Source organism: Streptomyces sp. NPDC002306 (assembly GCF_053593435.1).
This window is the reverse complement of the sequence record NZ_JBSFCK010000017.1, coordinates 102,522-120,648: the sequence shown is the minus strand read 5'-3', so window position 1 is coordinate 120,648 and position 18,127 is coordinate 102,522. Positions and strand designations below refer to the sequence as shown.

At 72.5% G+C, this 18,127-nt stretch carries 15 protein-coding genes; 4 read left to right on the top strand and 11 right to left on the bottom strand.

Features of this window, described 5'->3' with window-relative positions; genetic code table 11:
- Window positions 1-10 precede the first annotated feature (10 nt).
- Together ACWCQK_RS28015 and ACWCQK_RS28010 are read right to left on the bottom strand one after the other, a co-directional pair.
- Window positions 11-541, bottom strand: a complete 531-nt coding sequence (locus ACWCQK_RS28015) for a WXG100 family type VII secretion target (RefSeq protein ID WP_451159525.1) — start codon at window positions 539-541, stop codon at window positions 11-13.
- Window positions 542-555: 14 nt separating this feature from the next.
- On the bottom strand, window positions 556-1,860 hold the full coding sequence (locus tag ACWCQK_RS28010) for a WXG100 family type VII secretion target (protein ID WP_451159523.1): 1,305 nt from the start codon (window positions 1,858-1,860) through the stop codon (window positions 556-558).
- Window positions 1,861-2,679: 819 nt separating this feature from the next.
- Here ACWCQK_RS28010 and ACWCQK_RS28005 point away from each other — a divergent pair.
- Both ACWCQK_RS28005 and ACWCQK_RS28000 read left to right on the top strand, forming a co-directional pair.
- Entirely contained in the window at window positions 2,680-2,961 is a 282-nt protein-coding gene (locus tag ACWCQK_RS28005) for a hypothetical protein (RefSeq protein ID WP_451159521.1), read from the top strand.
- A 254-nt stretch (window positions 2,962-3,215) separates the two neighbouring features.
- The gene (locus tag ACWCQK_RS28000; protein WP_451159519.1) at window positions 3,216-3,938 is read left to right on the top strand and encodes a hypothetical protein; all 723 of its coding nucleotides are present in this window, start codon (window positions 3,216-3,218) and stop codon (window positions 3,936-3,938) included.
- A 158-nt stretch (window positions 3,939-4,096) separates the two neighbouring features.
- Here ACWCQK_RS28000 and ACWCQK_RS27995 read toward each other — a convergent pair whose 3' ends face one another.
- A complete protein-coding gene (locus tag ACWCQK_RS27995) occupies window positions 4,097-6,817 on the bottom strand; it encodes a right-handed parallel beta-helix repeat-containing protein (protein WP_451159517.1) in 2,721 nt (906 codons plus the stop codon).
- Complete coding sequence (locus tag ACWCQK_RS27990) at window positions 6,814-7,635, bottom strand: hypothetical protein (protein ID WP_451159515.1); 822 nt, start codon at window positions 7,633-7,635, stop codon at window positions 6,814-6,816. Before ACWCQK_RS27990 ends, ACWCQK_RS27995 begins: the two co-directional genes overlap by 4 nt.
- 268 nt (window positions 7,636-7,903) lie before the next feature.
- Here ACWCQK_RS27990 and ACWCQK_RS27985 point away from each other — a divergent pair, with 268 nt between their 5' ends.
- Window positions 7,904-8,593, top strand: coding sequence for a LuxR C-terminal-related transcriptional regulator (locus ACWCQK_RS27985; RefSeq protein WP_451159513.1), 690 nt, complete (start codon window positions 7,904-7,906; stop codon window positions 8,591-8,593).
- Window positions 8,594-8,671: 78 nt separating this feature from the next.
- Here the strand turns inward: ACWCQK_RS27985 and ACWCQK_RS27980 are convergent, their stop codons facing one another.
- From ACWCQK_RS27980 to ACWCQK_RS27970, 3 genes are all read right to left on the bottom strand, one after another.
- Complete coding sequence (locus ACWCQK_RS27980; protein WP_451159511.1) at window positions 8,672-10,066, bottom strand: EsaB/YukD family protein; 1,395 nt, start codon at window positions 10,064-10,066, stop codon at window positions 8,672-8,674.
- A 50-nt stretch (window positions 10,067-10,116) separates the two neighbouring features.
- Window positions 10,117-10,440: a WXG100 family type VII secretion target gene (locus ACWCQK_RS27975; protein WP_451159509.1), complete on the bottom strand. Its 324-nt coding sequence runs from the start codon at window positions 10,438-10,440 to the stop codon at window positions 10,117-10,119.
- A 137-nt stretch (window positions 10,441-10,577) separates the two neighbouring features.
- Complete coding sequence (locus ACWCQK_RS27970) at window positions 10,578-10,901, bottom strand: WXG100 family type VII secretion target (RefSeq protein WP_451159507.1); 324 nt, start codon at window positions 10,899-10,901, stop codon at window positions 10,578-10,580.
- A gap of 328 nt (window positions 10,902-11,229) precedes the next feature.
- Between ACWCQK_RS27970 and ACWCQK_RS27965 the strand changes: the two genes are divergently transcribed.
- The gene (locus ACWCQK_RS27965) at window positions 11,230-12,183 is read left to right on the top strand and encodes a hypothetical protein (protein WP_451159505.1); all 954 of its coding nucleotides are present in this window, start codon (window positions 11,230-11,232) and stop codon (window positions 12,181-12,183) included.
- Window positions 12,184-12,514: 331 nt separating this feature from the next.
- On the opposite strand, the gene ACWCQK_RS27960 is transcribed toward ACWCQK_RS27965, so the two are convergent.
- The 4 genes from ACWCQK_RS27960 to ACWCQK_RS27945 form a co-directional block, all read right to left on the bottom strand.
- Entirely contained in the window at window positions 12,515-12,688 is a 174-nt protein-coding gene (locus ACWCQK_RS27960; protein ID WP_451159503.1) for a hypothetical protein, read from the bottom strand.
- A gap of 146 nt (window positions 12,689-12,834) precedes the next feature.
- Window positions 12,835-14,946: a hypothetical protein gene (locus ACWCQK_RS27955; RefSeq protein ID WP_451159501.1), complete on the bottom strand. Its 2,112-nt coding sequence runs from the start codon at window positions 14,944-14,946 to the stop codon at window positions 12,835-12,837.
- A 146-nt stretch (window positions 14,947-15,092) separates the two neighbouring features.
- Window positions 15,093-17,348, bottom strand: coding sequence for a hypothetical protein (locus ACWCQK_RS27950; protein WP_451159499.1), 2,256 nt, complete (start codon window positions 17,346-17,348; stop codon window positions 15,093-15,095).
- Between the two features lie 209 nt (window positions 17,349-17,557).
- Entirely contained in the window at window positions 17,558-18,085 is a 528-nt protein-coding gene (locus ACWCQK_RS27945; protein ID WP_451159497.1) for a nuclear transport factor 2 family protein, read from the bottom strand.
- Between the last annotated feature and the right edge of the window lie 42 nt (window positions 18,086-18,127).

Below are 18,127 nucleotides of genomic sequence, written 5' to 3'. Positions count from 1 at the left end.
TGGCGCTACCTCAGAATCCGGTTTCGTTGACCGCGGTGGTGTGGAAGTTCTCGTTCGGCGTGCCGCTCGGCTGGTCCACCGTGTCCGTCTGCGGACCGGCGGGGTGATCGGCCTGCCACTCGGGGCTGTTGGCGCGCAGCATCTCCGTGTGGAACTGGGCGAACATGGCCTTGACCGCGCCTTCGCAGTTGGCGTAGTTCTCCGCGGCTTTGGCCACTCCGCCTGTCAGGACGTTGATGACGCCCTGCGCCTCGGGATCGACCGCGTAGAGCAGGCCGCCGGTGAGGACGTTGACCAGCTGGGCGGCCTGCGAGCCGTAGAGCTGCGTCGTGACCGCCGTCCAGCGCGCGTTGAACTCGTCGGCGACGTCCGCGGAGTCACCGGTCCAGGAGATCCTGAGCTGGCTGAGGCAGTTCATGATGTCACCGAGCGCGGTACTGACGTTCTGGGCGGCGTCGATGACTTTCTGGCATCCGCTGTTCATGGAGTTCGGATCGATCGCGAGCCTGACCGCGTTGTAGTCGTCGGGAATGCCTGCCATGGCCGAATTCCTCCTCAGGAGCCCTGCGAATTGGTGATGTTGGCGCTCTCGGCGGCGATGTAGTTGTCCTTGCTGGTCATCATTCGCTCGATCATGTCGACGAGGAGATCCTGGAGGTCTCTCATGGTTTTGTTGACCTCGGTGGAGACATCGCCGAAGGTGGTGCCGGCGGGACCCTGCCAGGCGTATTCGATGGCGTGATACTGGTCCTGGATGGCGTTGATGTTCTCCTCGATCACGCCGGCCCGGTTCCGGACCAGGGTGATGGCCTCTCCGAGCTGGCCGATGTCGACGGCCCACGCGCCGGGGGTCATCACCGTCTGGCCGTTGTCGAGAAGGAACGAGCCGTCGCTCTGCAGCGCGGCGCCCTCGATCCCGCTGTCGGTGACGAGGTAGGTGGCGCCGTCGGACGCGGTGAAGAGGCCGGTCTGGGGATCGAGCGTGCCGGTGAGGACGGTGCCGTCCGCCAGGACGACAGTGGTGCCGTCGGCGGAATAGAAGTCACCGCCCGACATGTAGCCGTAGGCGACCTGGCCGTTGGGCAGGGTCTTGGTCACCCCGTCCTTGAGGAAGCTCCCGTCCGGGGTGCTGAGGCCGTGCTCGACCTCTCCGTCGGCCGAGACGTAGACGGTCCCGTCCTGCGAGATCCATCCGCCGTCCGAAGTATCGGTCCCCAGGAGCGACTGGCCGTCGACCGTCCGCGCGGTGAGGAAGACCCCGTCCTCGGTGGTCTGCCCGGTCCTGACCGTGCCGTCGGGACTGACCTCGACGGTCCCGTCCGCGGACAGCCACGTCCCGTCGCTCAGCACGCTTCCGTACGTCTGCTGGCCGTTGACGGTCCGTACCTCGCCGTTGGGCAGGAACGACCCGTCCGGCATGGTCAGCCCGTACGCGACTTCACCGTCGCCGGCGACGTAGACGGTCCCGTCCTGCGACATCCACCCACCATCGGTGGTGGCGGTCCCCAACAGTGTCTGGCCGCCGACGGTCATCGGTGTGAGGGAGGACGTCTCTTCGGTGGTGCTCTCCGCGGTCCCCTCCGGCGCGACGGCGCCGCCCGACTCGCTCCCGGACACCTGCGTACCGTCATCGGCCGGCACCGCCTGCCCGCCGTCGGCGACGAACGTCCCGTCCGAGGCGGTCGTGCCGTACTGGACCGCACCGTCGTCGGCGACGTAGACCGTTCCGTCGTCGGAGATCCAGCCGCCGTCCTGCGTGTCCGAGCCGAGCAGGGGCTGGCCGTCCACCGTGCGCTCGGTGAGGAACTGCCCGTCGGCGGTCGTCTGGCCGTGCTCGACGACACCGTCCGCGGTGACCAACGTCGTCCCGTCCTCCGACAGAAACGACCCGTCATCCAACCGCGACCCATAAACCGACTGACCCTCGATCTGCCGGACTTCACCATTCGCCAAAAACGCGCCATCCGGCGCCGTCAGACCACGCACCACCTCACCATCCGACGAGACATAAACCGTCCCGTCCTGCGAAACCCACCCACCATCCTCAGTCTCCCCACCCCACAAAGCCCGACCATCAACAGTCCGCTCCGTCAAAAACAACCCATCAGACGACGTCCGCCCATGCTCGACCACACCCTCCGCCGAGACCAACGTCGACCCGTCCTCCGACAGAAACGACCCGTCATCCAACCGCGACCCATAAACCGACTGACCCTCAACCTGGAGGACTTCACCGTTCACGAGGAACGCGCCGTCCGGGTCCACCAGGCCGTGCTCGACCTCCCCGTCGCGCGAGACGTAGACCGTCCCGTCCTGGGAGATCCATCCGCCGTCCTGGGTGTCCTCACCCACCATGACCTGACCATCGACGGTGCGCTCCGTCAGGGACTGGCCGTCGGGCGCGGTCGGGGCGGGCTCGTTGCTGTCGGGACTCGGTGTGGTCGGTGTCGTTTCCTCCGCCGGGGAAGATGACGGCTCGTTCCGTGTGGCGGAATTGGCCGGTGCCGTTCGGGTGTGCTGGGTCTCGAACTCGTTGAGGGTGGAGGTCGATGAGGCGCTCGCCGAGACCGGGCCCGCTGAGCCGCCGTCTCCGGTGCCGGCCGCGGCCCACGCCGAGTGGCCCGCGTGACCGTGGTCCGGGGCCGACGGCGGGGGCGCGGAAGGCTGCGGATGCCCCGCGTGGGCGTGCTCGCCGGTCGCCGGGGAGAAGAAGTCTCGGTCCAGGTGAACGAGCGGTTCGCCGTCGAGGGATTGACCCGCCTCACCGGGCATGGGGGCCTGACCGTCGAATGCCGCCGGATTCACCGCGTCCGGCGCCTGGATGTGGACGGCGTCTTCTCCGGGCGCGATGGTCGCCGGTTCGAACAGATCCCCGTTCAGGGAAATCAAAGCCTCGCCGTCGGTGTTCATGTCCGTCATTCCGAACCTCTCCTCTCCCCCGCGCCGGCGGCGACTTCATAGGGGTCCGCACGTTAAGGGTCACGGGATTTCGGGAGATGGAGTAGATCCTTGTTCCGGGCGCAGGGGGACGTCCAGGAACGGGGACGTCGATTCAGGACGCGATGACGCGGCACCATGGATGGCCGATCAGTAGGCCGATCGTCAGTCAGCCGACCGTCGACGGCCTATGACAGTCTCCGGCGGCCCCCTCGTCCATGACCGACTGTCGAGTGTCGACCACCATCCACAACCGACCTGAGAATGCGGGGTGTCCCATGGGCGACGAGGATGTGAGCCCTCACGCGTCGGATTACCAGAGCGACCCCTGGGTGCCGAACGTGGACCCGGACGCGAGCGATCACGGCGACCAGGAGGACGCCGCCGAAACGTATGCCGACATCTACGGCGTCACACCGACCGCCAATCCCACCGACGACGAAGGTGAGGACGAGCCGCCGGGCGAGCTGGTGCCCATGCCGACACTGAGCATGGCCTACACCACCGCCCCCGACCTGGTGCCCACCGAGCCGGGGGGCGGGTCGGGCAGCGCCATGCCGACGCTGCCGGACAGCAATCCCTTCTCGATCGACCTCGGGGCGCTGCGCGGAGCCGAGCAGACCTTCCTCGACGCGGTGTCGACCGCTCAGGGCGCGTACGAGGTGCTGCGCGCCAAGGTGCAGGCGGCGATCGACGATCCCACGCTGTTCGGCCAGGAGACCGGTCACTGGGAGAACTGGGGGCGCGCCGGCCTGCACTTCGTGGAGAGCGAACTGGCCGAGAGCGGGGAGCAGTACGCCGAGACGATCAATCCGCTGTTGACGCAGATCATGCAGGACGCCGCCGGTGGCATCGAACTGATGGGTACTTTCACGGCGTTGCTGAACAATGCCGGCCAGACCTACGCCGAGGCCGACTCGAAGTCGGCGATGCCGGAGCTGGGTCCGCGCGCGCAGGCGACCGTGACGGAGGCGGACTCGCCGTCGGCGTCGCAGGTGTAGCAGGTGTAGCAGGTGTAGCAGTCCGTACGTCAGGACGGCGCCCGGCCGGGCTTCCGGCCGGGCGCCGTCGTCGTGTCTCGACCGGTACGCCGGTTCGTCGTGTCTCAGCCGGTACACCGGTTCGTCATGTCTCAGCCGGTACGCGGGTCCTTCGCGTCTCAGCCGGTGGTGAGCGGGGGCAGGTCGTCCGGTTGGAGGGTGACGAGGTCGTCCGTCGTCGGGTCCACCAGTTCGACGACGCGTTGTGCGTGGCGTTCCGTCATCCGCTGGAAGATCTGGCGGGCCGTGCGGCCGTTGCCGAAGCGGTCGTCGCGGACGAGGGCGCCGAAGTAGCTCAGCAGGGCCTCGCGGGTGTCCGGCGGGAGTGCGTACTCGTGCTTGGCCGCGTGGAACTCGACGATGCGGCCCAGTTCGTCGCTGCCGTAGTCGTCGAACATCAGGGTGCGGGTGAAGCGGGAGGCCAGGCCGGGGTTGATGTCGACGAAGCGCTCCATCTCGTCGGGGTAGCCGGCCACGATGACGACGACGTTGTCGCGGTGGTCCTCCATCAGTTTGACCAGGGTGGCGATCGCCTCGCGGCCGTAGTCGTTGCCCTGGCCGGCCGGTGTGAGGGCGTACGCCTCGTCGATGAACAGGACGCCGCCGAGGGCCCGTTTGAAGACGGCGGTGGTCTTGGGCGCGGTGTGGCCGACGTATTCGCCGACCAGGGAGGCGCGGTCGGCCTCGACGAGGTGGCCGCGCGAGAGCAGGCCGAGGGCGGCGAGGATGCGACCGTACAGGCGTGCCACCGTGGTCTTGCCGGTGCCGGGGTTGCCGGCGAAGACGAGGTGGCGGCTGAGGGGCGGGGCCGCGAGCCCGGCCTCGGTGCGCTGCCTGACCAGTTGCATGACCTTGACCATGGTGCTGACGTCCTGTTTGACGCTCTCCAGGCCGATCAGGTCGCCGAGTTCGGCGAGGACCTCGGACAGGCTCTCGGCGCGGGCCTTCCGGGTTCCCGTGCCCTTGCCGTCCTGCGCCGCCCAGCCGGCGTCCCGGCCGCCGGACGCCACGGCGAGCGCGCCGTCGCGTGCCGGTTCGGGCAGCGGTGCGGCGTCGAGGGCCTCCTCCGGCACGGTGCTGATCTTCACGTCGTCGACGCGGCACCGTTCGATGACGGGCTCGGCGCCGTCGGCGAGTTTGAGGTCCTCGTCGGTGTCGTGGATGCGGCAGCCCCGCAGCAGGGGCGTCGCCGCGCTGCCCACGTACACGGCGGGGAAACCGGTGGCGCTGATGTCGCAGTCCTCGAAACGGCCGGCGGCGTGGTCGGCGACGTAGAGGCCGTTCTTCGTGGTCCCCGTGACGGTGACGCCCCGCACCCGGGGCGCCGCCTTCGCCTGGACGACGAGGCCGGTGCCCTTGGTGTCGGTGATGGAGCAGTCGGCGAGCCAGGCGGCGGCGCCCTCGCGGACGAAGACCCCGGCCGCGCCGGTGCCGGTGACGCGGGTGTCGGCGACGAGAGCGCCGGTGTGGGCACCGATGTCGATGCCGACGCCGGAGCAGGAGCTGATGGAGCAGTCGGCGACGAGGGGGCGGTGTGCGGTGCGCAGGCTCACGCCGGTGGCGGCCTTGGTGATCCGGCAGCCTCGGGCGGACAGGTCACCGCCGTCGACCTCGATGCCGCACAGCCCGGTGTCGTCGATGTCGGTCTCGGTGAGGATCAGCAGTGCCCGGCCGACGCTGCGCAGTCCGTGTTCCGGGGTGCCCTGGACCCGGCTGTCGCGGACGGTCACCCGGCTGCCGTCGCCGGCGTGGACACCCGTGTAGGCGGAGACGGTGACCGCGCAGTCGACGAGGGTGAGTTCGGCGGTGTCGGACGCGTAGACGCCGTTGGCGCCGGAGCGGGTGAAGGCCCCGCCGCGTACCTCCACCCGCGCCTCGCCGCCGACGGCGAGGCCGGAACCGGTGGTGTCGGTGGTCGTGGTGTCGTGCAGCCGCAGCCGGCCGGCGCCGGTGGCGACGACGCCGGCCGCGCGGATGTCGCTGACCCGGCAGTCGATGAGGGAGGCGACGGCGCGGCCCGTGACGTGGACACCGTCCCGGCCGGTGCGGGCGATCTCGCAGCCGCGCAGCGCGACCCCGAACTCGCCCCCGGCGGAGGGTGCTTCGCCCGCGTCGTCGTCCTCGGGCGCGGCGTCGGCTCCGGCGTCCCCGGTGATGACGACGCCCCCCGCCTCGCTGTCCCCGATCCGGCAGGTGCGCAGCACGGGCCGGGCGTTGTCGTCCACGGCGACGGCGGCGGCGCCGGTGTGGGTGACGGCGCACTGGTCGAGGGCGGCGCGGGCGGAGCCGGTGATCCGGATGCCGTGGCCGCCGGTGCGGGTGACCGAGACGCGGGTGAGGGTGGGCGCCGCTCCGTGGTCGACCAGGATGCCGACGGCGTCCACGTCACTGATGCCGGTGTTCTCCACCACGGCCCGGCTGTCGCCGCCGAGGTAGAGCCCGATGTCACCGGTGTGGTGGAGTTCGCAGTCCCGCAGGACGGGGGTGGCGGTCCCGGTGACCTGGGCGCCGCCGCCGGTGATCTCGCAGCCGTCGAGCTCCACCGCGCCCGCGGTGACCAGGACGGCGGGGTCCTTGCCGCCGCCTTCGAGGACGAGTCCCCGTACCCGTCCGCCGGGGCTTCGCACGGTGAGCGCGGGGCCGTGGGCGCCCGCGACGATCCGTACCGTGCCGCGGCCCTTCTCGGCGGTGAGGGTGACGTCCCGGTCCAGGACCACGCTCTCGGTGTAGGTGCCGGGCTGGACCGAGATGACGGCCCCCTCCGGAGCCTCGCGGACGGCGGCGACGATGGTCTTGAACGTCCCCCAGCCGCGCGGGGCGACGCGCAGTCCGGCCGTCATGTCGAGGTGCAGGTGAGCCGGAGCTGGGCGGCGGCGACATGGACGCCCGCGGCGACGTCGGGGCTCTCCGCTCCGGCGTTCACGAGCTTGACCGTCACCTGCCCGGTCCGCACCGTGAACGCGGGGGAGGTGAGCCAGCGGCCCTGGTGGTCCTTGCCGACCTGGTCGACCAGGAAGCCGCCCAGCGGCTTGGGCTCCTTGTCCGCGCTCGTGCCGAAGGCGTGGTCGTCGCCGAAGTAGTAGAAGTAGGCGGGTGAGCCGCCCACTTGGGTGCGGGAGGAGTTGGTGGGGACGTAGCTGGAGACGCGGCAGGAGGCGACCGTGAAGTGGGAGCTGAAGTCGTACTTCCACAGCGCGTAGCGGGTGGCGTCGTAGCCGTCGGACTTGCCGGAGACCGGCATGGAGAGGTAGCCGCCGGTGCACGCCTCGCCGGTGTAGCCGCCGGTCGGCGAGTTGGTCCAGGCGGTGGTGCCGTCGGCGTCGGTGCCGGTGGAGTAGCCGTACGCGGCGAAGCCGGTCGAGCCGTCGCTGCTGGCGGCGCAGTCGGGGCCGGCGATGGCCTTCCAGACCTGACCGGAGCTCTGGCCGCCCGCCTGGTAGGGAGTGGCGTCGGGGCTCGGGGGGATCGCCTGGACCTCGCTGGGCAGCGCGAACGCCGGGCCGCCGAGCGCGCCGTAGACCAGCGCTCCCAGGGCGACGGCCAGGACGACCGAGACGCCCACCACGAGCATGCGTTTGCCGGTCCGGCCCCTCGGGTCCTCCGGCCGTACGGATTCGGCGAATGCGGAGGTGAACTCGCGCCAGTCCTCATCAATCATGCGAGAAAGCACTCCTCATTGTTTTCTGGAACCGGATGAACGTCTGGTGTCCGGGGAATTCCGGAATGGGGATGGCGGGACGAGTGTCCGACCCGCGACGCACGGGTGGTCGGCAACCCGGCCGCATGGCACCCAACTTGAGTTACGTAGGAGGTCACGGGCAGGTTCACGTGATTTCTTTCACCGCGTCCGGGGCCGGGAAAGGGCCTGACGGGCGGGCTACGTTCTTGCTGAGGAACTCACCGGAAATGAGAATGGCAGGAGCGCCATGTCCCCCCAGTTGTCTCAGATCGCCGTCGTCGAGCAGCACAGCCTCGTGCGCCTGGGGCTCAAGACCCTGCTCTCCGGCAGCTCCCTGCTGCGGGTGGCCGCGCTGGCCGCGGACCCCGGGCAGCTGCCGGACCCGGCCGCACAGCGCCTCGACGTCATCGTCTACGGCGCCCCGGCGCAGACCGGAGCCGAACTCGCCAGGGCCGTCGACGCGCTCACCGCGCACGGCCGGGTGCTGGTCGTCGCGGACTTCGCGGGCTGGCAGCCGGTGACCGACGCGCTGCGCGCCGGTGCCTACGGCTGCGTCAGCAAGCAGGCGGGCGAGCAGGAACTGCTGCGCGCGGTCGAGACGGTCGCCCTCGGCGGCCTGCACGTGGCGCCCGGCCTCGCCACCCGGCTCCACCGCGAGCTCCAGCGGCCCGCCGGCACCCCCGCGCCGGCGCTCGCGCACCGCGAGCGGGAGGCCCTGCGGCTGCTCGCCACGGGCCTGACGCACGGCCAGATCGCCCGCCGGATGGGCCTGACGGAGGCCACGGTCAGCACGTACGTGAAGCGGATCAGGAACAAGCTCAACGTGCGCAACAAGGCCGATCTGACACGCAAGGCGATCGAGCTCGGACTGCTCCAGGAGAACGAGTTCCACGGCACTTCCTCCGTGCTCGCCGCCGGGTACTCCCCCGCCGCCTGACATCGCGCCGCGTCCCCTCCTGCCCGCCGTGGTGCCGGCCGGTGGGTACGCGGCGCGATGACGTCGGCCGCCCGGCACTCAGATGTGGCGTCCGAGATCGACCAGCGCGCCGAACGCGCCGAACGTCGCCACCGCCAGCGCGGCACTGCCTCCGGCCAGTACCGAACCGAAGCCGGCGAGCCACCTCGGCCGCGCCATCGCCGGCAGTTCCGGTCGGCGCAGCATGCGCCGGAAGCCGTAGACCAGTAGGACGACCGCGGTCAGCGCGCTGCACGCGGGGGCCGCCCAGCTCACCCCACCGAACCGTTCCGGGGCGGTGATCAGCAGGGTGAAGAGCCCGGCCGCACCGGCGAGGAGCTGCGGCACCACCTCGGCGACCAACCGGGCCGACCCGGCGCGCAGGATCACCGCGAGCCCCAGCAGCCCGGCCGCCGCGTCGGCGTACGGCGAGGCGGAGGCGGCCATGACCACCAGCGCGCCGGCCAGCCCCAGGCACAGCAGTCCGCTCCACGTGGCCAGCAGCACGGTGGCGGCGCGTACGGCGTCGGCGACGTCGTCGTCACGCGGCTCCTCCTGCGCCCGCATCCGGACCCGCCGCCAGGTGTGCGCGACGGTGCGGCTCACGGCCCCCGGTACGACGGTCAGCAGCCCGAACGCGACCACCGCGACCACGCAGGCCGCCTGGACGGCGCCGGCCCCCAGGACGGCGAGGCCGATGCAGAGCAGCGCCACCAGCACGGCCGTGAACTGGGTCGCGGAGGTGGTCACCCCCGGCGCGGCCACGGCGGCGAGGAACGCGCCGAGCAGCGCGCCCACGGCGGACGCCGAGACGGCGAGTCCCGTGTCGGTCATGATGCCGTCCAGACCGAGCCCGCCGACCCCGTAGGCGGGGGCGGCGGACCAGGCGCACAGCGCCAGCGCGGGCACCGTGCACAGGGCCATCGTCATGCGCAGCCCCGCCGGGACGGACCAGTTCCGCTCCGTCGCGGTCCACGCCAGCACGGGCAGCGCCAGTCCGGCGCCGAGCGAGAGGTCGAACAGGACACCCAAGCCGGTCCATCGCCGGGCCGCGAGCACCAACAGGGTGGCGACGAGCCAGCCCAGGGCGAGCGCCGTCAGGGCGTACGTGCGGGAACGGGCGTCCCATCGGCGGTTCAGGGGGCCGTCGGAGGCCTCGGCCACACGCTCGGCGACATCGTGCACGACCGGGTCGTCCAGCCCGTCGTCCGCGGCATCACGCAGGTACAGGACCTGCCCGTCGGTGATGCCCAGCTCCGAGAGGGACCACTCCGGGGAGAAGGCGCTCCCGGTCGCCGCGCCCAGGGTCCAGGCCGCCGGCATGATGTCGGCCGCGTCCTGCTCGCACAGACGCGCCAGGGTGTCGGCATAGCTCACGATCGGGGCGCCGGCCGGGACCGCGAGGTCCACCTTCCGGCGCTCTCCGACGACAGTGATACGGCAGTGCTCGTCCACGGTGACGATTCCTCGGGGGGATCAGGGTGTTCCGCCGCCGGAGCGACGGCTCACCGGTGCTGCCAGGTACGGGAGTTGGCCCACTCGGCCTCGGAGTAGTTGCTCCAGTTGACGTGCATCGCGTGGGCGATCTCGCCGAGCACGCCCTCCGGGCCGAAGAGGCCGTTGGCGGCGTAGTTCCACTCCGCCTCCAGGCCTTCGAAGTACTGCTGCGCGGCGCCGTTCCAGTCCCCGCCGGCGAGCACCGGCTGGAGCTTGGTGATGAGCGTGTGCAGCTCGTCCGCGATGGTCTGGGCGACGAGGTTGATGTGCGTGCCCGCGCCGGCGAGTTGCTCCTTGACCATCAGGTTCGCGCCGTCGACATTTCCTGCCATGATCACTCCCTGTCGTGCTGGGGGTCGGGGGGTCGGGAATCGCTGTGTCGCTGAAGCGTCGAATCACTCAGGGGTCGGAGTCCCGGATCGCGACTCGCCGACTCGCCGACTCGCCGACTCGCTGAGGTGACGCTCGGTCAGTTGAGCTTGGCGCTGCCGAGACCGGCCTCGATGGCGTTGATCGAGGCGATGTTCTGCTGCTCGGCGTCGGTGTAGTTGACGTAGTTGCCGCGCAGGCCGCTGGCGATGTCGGTGAGCGCGTCGTGGAGCATGCGGGAGTAGATGTCGTACTCCTGCATGAGGGCCTGGAAGGTGTCCTGGGCGATGCCCTGCCACCAGCCCTCCAGGTTGACCACGTAGCTCTTGAGATCCGCGAGCTGTCCCTGGATCTCTCCCGCCGTGGTGTCGCACGAGGTCGCCGCCTGCGACACCATCTCCGGTGTCACCTTGAAGTCGTTCACCGTACTGCTCCTCTCCGGCGGTGTGTTGCCAGTCAGGCCAGCGTCGCAGCGGCCGGCGGGGGACGGACAGATCCCCATTCCGGTGTCCCCGTGCGGGCGTTGAGGGGTCGCCTCGTAGGAAAGGGGTGTCCCGTCCCCGTGACGAATTGGTGCGGGACGTGGGACGCCGAGTGGCCTCACCTCACCGCGCCCGACGGTCGGTCAGCGTCGCCGAAAATCCCTTGCCGCCCGCACGCCGGCCTGGTGGGATGCGAGGGCTTCGGCGGCGGGAGGGGACGGCTTGGCGGTGTTCGGGTGTGCGGGCTGCGGTGCGGCACTGACGGCACCGGTGTCGAGAACGGCACTGCCGATCCACCTGCGTGACGCCCACTGGGAGTCGCTGCACCCGCCGGTCCTGGAGCCGGGAACCTACGCCGTCGACCCCGAGCCGTACGGACCGCCCTGGCGGCCGTGGGAAGAGGTCGGAGCGCGGGAGGCCGCGGCACGGGGGCTCTTCGCGCCGTTCGCCTCCCTGTCCTACGGACCGGCGGACACCGTCCTGCTCGCGCCCGGCGACCTGCGTGGCGTCGGGCTGATCGCGGAGCGGACCGAGGGCTACTGCTTAGGGATCAACGGCAGTGGCGGCCCGAACCTCGCTTGCCTGGGCTGCGGATCAGCGGTCGGATCGCGGATCGACGACTGCGGGCAGTGGCAGGTGGTCCGGCTCCTCCCGCGGGCGGTGACGCGGCTGCCCGCCCCGCCGGAACGGCCGGTCATGGACTGGGCGGAGCTGCCGGCCGACGGTGCGCTGTGGCACGGGCTGAGCGAGTACCAGGACATCCCTGCGGGCGCGGCCCTCGCCCACATGGTGGTGGCCGCCGAGGGCGGGCCGGTCGAAGTGGCGCCCGGCCCGGTCGCCGACCTCCTCGGCCGAACCCTCGCCGCGCTGCTGCCCTCCGGAGAGGGTGCGCGGCGGCTGGACCTGGCGGGCCCGGGGCTGGCCGAGCCGGCCGCCGGGCTGGTGCTGGTGCCGGTCCATCCGCAGACCGGAGAGGTGTGGCAGCCGAGCGGCGGCGCGGTGGCCGTACCCGTCGAGGCCGCGCTCTGGGCCGAACTGGCCTTCCCACCGCTACGGACACGGCTGCCGGTGGTCGGCGGACTGCCGGAGGGTGTGGAGCGGGACGATCCGCTGCCACCGCACGCGCCGTTCCGGCCGTCCCGCGCCGCGTTCCGCCACACGCTGGCGCGCATGCCCGCCGTCCGGGAACCGTGGCTGCGGGCGCTCTACGACCGCGGGTGCTGAGCCGTGAGTCATGGACGGGTGCCCCCACCGGGTGCGGGAGAGCCGCACACCGAGCCGTCACGTGTGCGGCGCGGCCATGCGCCGACCCACCGTGGCCGGTGTGTGATCGCGGGCGGTGAGCGCCTGAACCGGGTTCACGCCCCGGGCGGCTGCGACGAGGCGTACGTCCTGCCGAAGCTACCCCGCGTGATGTCCGCAACCCGCCCCGATCGGTGGCACTTCCCGTCACGGCGCCGCCACGCTATCGGGCGACCGGCTGCGCGGGACGGGTTCGCGCTGCTCGCCTGGCGGCCGACCGTTGTCCGTCCGCCGTCCCCCGTCCTGACGGGTGTCAATTCCAGGGTTCCCTGGAGGGGTTCTCGCCCAGGAGGCGCGCGGCGGCCGCGCAAAGATCCTCGCCGTAGAGCTGGTTGCTGCCGTACGCGGAGCCCCAGAGTTCCGACGCGGCCTGGGCGACGGCGCGCCAGCTGAAGTCCTCGTCGACGCGCCACGCACGGATCTGCATGGCCATCTCCGTCGTGATCCCGTCCGGATCCCCAAGGTTGTGTGTCATTCCACTGGCCCCACTCCCCCGTGACCGAACCGACCACGCTGAACGCACCGCCTCGCAGACCCTACGCCGGGCGGGGCGACACCGGCACGGGACAACCCTCAGGGGCCCGAGCCCACCGGTCCCGCGCAACGCTCCGGCCAGCCTCCGCCGCCGCCCGGGATGCTGCGGCCGCGGAGCGCCTCGTCCAGACCGGCGAGCGCGGCCCGGTCCGCCTCGCCCAGTTCGGCGTGCGAGCCCTTCGCCGCGAAGCGTGCCGGTGCCCCGCCCGAGGCGGGCAGTTCGCGGAGCAGCACGACCGGGGACGGACCGGAGCGCCGTACGTCGAGGACCATGAAGGGCGTGCCGGGGGCGAACACCACTTCCTCGGCGGGTTCGTCGAAGAGCCGGCGGGCCAGCCGTCCGGTGACCGACCAGATGGCGTAGCGCGGGCCGCGCGGCCGGCCCTCGCCTCCGGTGGCGGCGACGCCGCTCAGCGGGGCACGGTCGCGCAGCACGGTGCCGGGGCGCAGCGGGTCGGTCTCCGGGTTCTCCTCCGGCGGCAGGGCGGAGCCCGCGCCGCGCAGCACCGCCCCGCGGTGTGTCGGCAGTCGGCGCAACGCCGACACGAGACAGGCGGCGAAGGGCAGGAGCCGGTCGTCGCGGCCGTGGCAGGCCGCCGCCAGAGCGCGGTGGTCGAGCAGGCCGTCGGCGTCGTCGAGGTAGAGCCGAAGGGCCGTCAGTTCCGCCTCCACCGACTCCCGTTCGGTGTCCGCCATGGCCGGCAGCCGACCGAGCGCGTGGGCTACGGCCGGTGCGTGGCGTTCCCAGGCCGGCCCCGCGAGCAGCCGCAGGGCGGCGTGCTCCGCGGGGCCGCTGCGGTAGCCGGCGCGCAGGGCGGCACGCGTGGACGCAGGCCGTACCGCCGGTTCGGCAGGGTCGTCCGGGTGGGCCGAGCCGGACCGGGTGGCCGGCTCGTCCAGGGCGTCCGCCCCCGTGCCGGGGCGGCGGCTCAGGTACTCCCAGGCCACCTCGAGATCCGGTCCAGGGGGCGGATCGGGGGCCTGCGACTCGCCGGGGGCCGCGATCGGCTCCCGTCCCCGGCCTAGGTGTTCCCACGCCGCTGACAGGTCCGGCGCGGCGAGCGGACCGGCCGCGGTGCGCGGGGGCGGTGGTGCGGGCGCGGGGGCGTTCGCAGGGGCGTAGGGGACGACCTCCTGGCCGGGGGGTGGCGTGGCCGGGGTGGAACGCCCGTACGGGACGAGCTCGTGATCCGCGTGCGGTGCGGCGGGAGCCGAACGGTTCTGCGGGACGAGCTCGTGACCGGGGCGCGGTGCGGCGGGGGTGCGGTGGGCGTCGTCCGTGTCGGGCGGAGCGGGAAGGAGCTGGACACCACCCAGGCCGTAGCGGGTCGCCAGCTCGTTGGGGGTATGAACTCCGTTCGGCAATACGGCGGTTGCGTGCACCAGCAGTAGGGTGCTCGCCCGCACCTGCGCCGGCAGTGAGTCGAGGACGACCTCCAGGGCCGGCCAGAGCGACGCGTCCCCCGACGGGCCGTCCGCCACGACGGAGAGCCGGAGCGGATCCACCGGGACGGCGTGGTACCGGTCGGCGGCGGGTGCGGTGGCGGCCGACCGCCCGGGGCGCAGCAGCACCCCGGCGGGGAGCTGCTCGAGCGCGTACCCGCCCACCGGGCCGCCCGGAAGGGCGTCGAGCGCGGACTGCCATACGGGCTTGGGGCACCGCGTGCCGAGCCGCACCGGCATCGCTCCGGGGGCGAACCCCAGCCAACCACCGCGGCCGTCGGGACCGACAGGCGCGTACAGGCTCCCCCCGGCGGCCACGAGGACCGGGCCCGCGGGTGCCTCCACGGCGATGGCCCAGTGGTCGGCGATCCGCCGGGCCGGCGGTGGCTGGCCCGTCTGGTCCGCGCCCGCGCCGGTCATGACGAGGCGCACCACCGTGTGCCCGGACGCGCGCAGGGAGTCGAGCAGTCCGCCCAGGCGGGGCCAGAAGTCGGGCTCCGCCGTCGCCCGCGGATCCGAGAGCAGCGTCACCGTCAGGTCCCCGGCCGACCGGAGCGTGGCGGCGAGGCTCTGGAGTTCCGCGGCGGGGGCCGGACTGTCGGCGGAGCGGAGGAGCACCAGGCAGCCGTACTCCTCGACGCGTAGCGATCCACCGTCCGCGCCGTTCGTGCCGACCACGCTGGACGTCCCGGTGCTTGCCTGTGCCATCCCCGCTCGCTCTCGGGTCGTTGTTCGGGGTGCGGTGAAGGGGGCGTCGTCGTTTCCTGACGCGCAGGGACGTGCCTTGACGTGCCCGGGCCTGCCCTGACGCCCTGACGCCCTGACGCTCTGACGGGCCCTGTCGTGCTCTACGGTCACCCCGCCACGGCCGAGCACGAGGTGGGTGCCGCGGCCTCGGGGACCCGGCCGACGGCCGAGGGCTGTGCGGAGAGAATCCCGGTGATCTTCGAGGTCCGGGAAGGCGTGGCGGGCACGAGTTCGCGCTGCACGGCCGGTCTCCGTACCCGCTGTACGGCGGCGCCCGGTGCCAGCGCCGCCGGGGGGACCGACGGGTCAGCCGCAGGTGACGGCACCGGCACCGGCACGACTGACGGCAGGTCCGGCGCGCCGGGAGCGGCGTGCGCGGCGACGAGTTGGGCCCGATAGCTCTCCGCCGCCCGCAGCCAACGGCCGTCCGGGCCGGGCAGCTTCTGCCGCAGGGCGACGATCGACGGCGCGAGGCGCAGCGCGAGCGCGATGTCCCCGGTGTCACGCCAGCAGGCGTCCGCGTTGGCGGCGGCCTGCTCGGCGTCGACACTGTCCAGGCCGGCGGTGACCAACAGGCTGACCGCCACGCGCCGGTAGAGGTCCGCCGCGAGGGCCTGGTGCCCGGCCAGCCGCATCACATGGGCTCTGATCTGGCGGATCTGCAGCGAAGTGGGATGCTCCGGGCCGTGGGCGACGAACACCTCGCGTTCGAGCGAGGTGGCGAGGACCGTGGCGTCCTCGTACCGGCCCGCGTTGGCGGCCTGGACGATACGTCCGATCCGGTCGCGGTAGAGGGTGAAGCCGTCCGCCGCGGTAGACGGTGCCTCGGGTGCGGGTGCGGCGGGCGGCTGCCCGGTCACCGGCACGGGCAGGGCGTCCGGGTCGGCGCCCGCGGTCTCCGGGCAGAGCATCCGCACCTCGTGCTGCACGGCCAGGCGGCGCAGCATGCGGCACTCCTCGACCGTGCGGCCGGGCGCGTGCAGGACGGCGCACTCGCGTGCCTCGGCGTCGAGGTGGTCGAGCACATGGGACAGCCCGGACCAGCAGGACTCGTCGAGCGGCCGGTCCGACGGGGCGATCTCGACGACGAGTCGGTCCGCGCGCACGGGGCGTCCGGCGAGCGGAAGCCGCTGTCCCACGGGTCCCAGAGCGAGCCCCGAACGGGTGACGGTGACCTGCCACCGCTCCGACAGGCGGACCACTCCGGCGTCCGGTGTCTCGGCATCGGGCACCGGGGAGCGCCAGCGCAGCAGCCGGGGGGCGGTCTCGGTCGCGCTCTCGTCGCCTTCCCCGCCCCCGACGCCGCGCCCATCGCCATCGCCCTCACCGTCGACCGCTGCGGCTGCGGCCGCGGCGGGACGGCAGACCACGGCCTCCGCGTACGGCCGCCAGGTCGGGCGGCCTGTGCCGTCGACGAGGACCGGACCGGGGGCGGCGGCCTCCTCGGACCGGGCCGTCGGCGGGGCGGCGAGCGGCGGGCCGGTCAGCACCTCCACCTCGATGTCCAGCGCGTCGGCCACCTGCTGGACGGTGGGCAGCAGGTCGCCCTCGGCGCCGGGCGCCACGCGGACTCGCGAACGCACCGACGCCGGCAGTGCGGTGAGCAGCGCGGCCAGGTCGTCGGCGGGGATCCGGGCGCCGCCGCCGGGGCCCGGGACGCCGATCAGCAGCGTCGGGTGAGCGGCGTCGACGGGCACGGCGTAGCAGAGGGCGCCGGGGGCGGGGGGCGGCGAGCCCGGGGGCTGGAGCAGGACGCCGGCGGGGATCGGGTACACGGCGTGTCCCCCGGCGGTGCGGGCGGGCAGCTCCGCGAAGGCCGACTGCCAGCCGGGAGCCGGATGCCGGGCACCGAGCGGTGTGGGTTCCGTGCCGGGCTGGAAGAGCCGCCAGCCGCCGGACGGCTCAGGGGCGTCGGGGACGAAGAGGGTGCCGCCGGGTACGAGCAGCGCGGTGCCCTCCGGGGCGGTCACGCCCAGGCCCCAGACGTCGGCGATCCGCTGGGCCAGCGCGGGCCGGTCCGCGTCGCCGCCGCCCGCCCCGGAGACCACGAGGCGGACAGTGGTCGTGCCGTTCTCGCGCAGGGTGTCGAGCACATCGCCCAACCGGGTCCACAGCGCGGGCGGCACCGGGCCGTCCACGCCGACCACGACGGTGGCGACGGTCTGCCCCGCTTCGGCGGCCAGGGTTCGCGCGAGTTCCGCCACGTCGTCCGGGCCGGGAGCCGCCTGCTCGGTGGGACGCAGCAGGGTCAGGCCGTCGTACTCCTCGACGAGGACGGGGTGTTCGTGCTCCCCCGACGGGGCGCCGGGCTGATCGCCCCTGCCCGGCGACAGACGCGTGAAGAGGGTCCCCCAGCGGGACATGAACTGCTCCTTCCGTGACGGCACGCCCTCGCGGGCGTACGTCGGTGGACGGGCTTCCGTCCGTCCCTCCGGCTGACCGGCACCCCGCGCCTTCGAGGTTTCACCGGGCCGGCCGCGCGGTCGGGGTCCGTGGCACCGGCGTCGAACCGGCCTCACCTACAGCTACGGATGGCCGCCGAGGTCGGTTCGCCGCGAGCGCCGACGGCCGGTCATCCGGGGATCGGACTCGGCCGTGCCGGGTCGTCGGACGGGAAGGCGACGGCGGGTGAGAGGTGCTCGTGGACGGCGGTCCAGCGGCCGTCCGCCTCGCGGCGGAAGACGATGGTCTCCCGTTCCTGGAGGGTCTGTGTGCCCGCGAGCGTCGCGATGTCCGTCTCGACGGTGTGGGTGAACACCGCGGTGTCGTGCCAGAGCTGCACCTTGCGGTCGGTGGAGAGGCACTTCAGCACCCGGAGGTCGTCGTCGGCCACCCAACGCGCCCACAGACGCCGGTACTCGGCGACTGACTCGACACGCCGCTCGGTGGTGTGGAAGACGAAGGTCGCGTCCGGGGCGAAAGCCTGGAAGTAGTCGCTCAGGCGCTCCTCTCCGAAGGCGGCCACAAGATCGTCGGCGGCCTGGAGCACCCTTCGCTGTTCGAGTTCGAGTTCGTGGTCGTGGTCGTGGTCGTGTTTGTGATCGTGATCGTGGGCCGGTTCATGTTCCCGTTCAGCTTTGCGTGACTGCTGGTTGCTCATGTCGGAGACGCTCCAGAAGGGGGAGAGATCGGCGGGAGGGTG

Excerpts from the sequence above, each read along its gene's own strand:
- ACWCQK_RS28015 (WP_451159525.1), bottom strand. The coding sequence starts at position 541 with ATGGCAGGCATTCCCGACGACTACAACGCGGTCAGGCTCGCGATCGAT.
- ACWCQK_RS28000 (WP_451159519.1), top strand. The coding sequence starts at position 3,216 with ATGGGCGACGAGGATGTGAGCCCTCACGCGTCGGATTACCAGAGCGAC.
- ACWCQK_RS27995 (WP_451159517.1), bottom strand. The coding sequence starts at position 6,817 with ATGACGGCCGGACTGCGCGTCGCCCCGCGCGGCTGGGGGACGTTCAAG.
- ACWCQK_RS27990 (WP_451159515.1), bottom strand. The coding sequence starts at position 7,635 with ATGATTGATGAGGACTGGCGCGAGTTCACCTCCGCATTCGCCGAATCC.
- ACWCQK_RS27985 (WP_451159513.1), top strand. The coding sequence starts at position 7,904 with ATGTCCCCCCAGTTGTCTCAGATCGCCGTCGTCGAGCAGCACAGCCTC.
- ACWCQK_RS27975 (WP_451159509.1), bottom strand. The coding sequence starts at position 10,440 with ATGGCAGGAAATGTCGACGGCGCGAACCTGATGGTCAAGGAGCAACTC.
- ACWCQK_RS27960 (WP_451159503.1), bottom strand. The coding sequence starts at position 12,688 with ATGCAGATCCGTGCGTGGCGCGTCGACGAGGACTTCAGCTGGCGCGCC.
- ACWCQK_RS27955 (WP_451159501.1), bottom strand. The coding sequence starts at position 14,946 with ATGGCACAGGCAAGCACCGGGACGTCCAGCGTGGTCGGCACGAACGGC.
- ACWCQK_RS27950 (WP_451159499.1), bottom strand. The coding sequence starts at position 17,348 with ATGTCCCGCTGGGGGACCCTCTTCACGCGTCTGTCGCCGGGCAGGGGC.
- ACWCQK_RS27945 (WP_451159497.1), bottom strand. The coding sequence starts at position 18,085 with ATGAGCAACCAGCAGTCACGCAAAGCTGAACGGGAACATGAACCGGCC.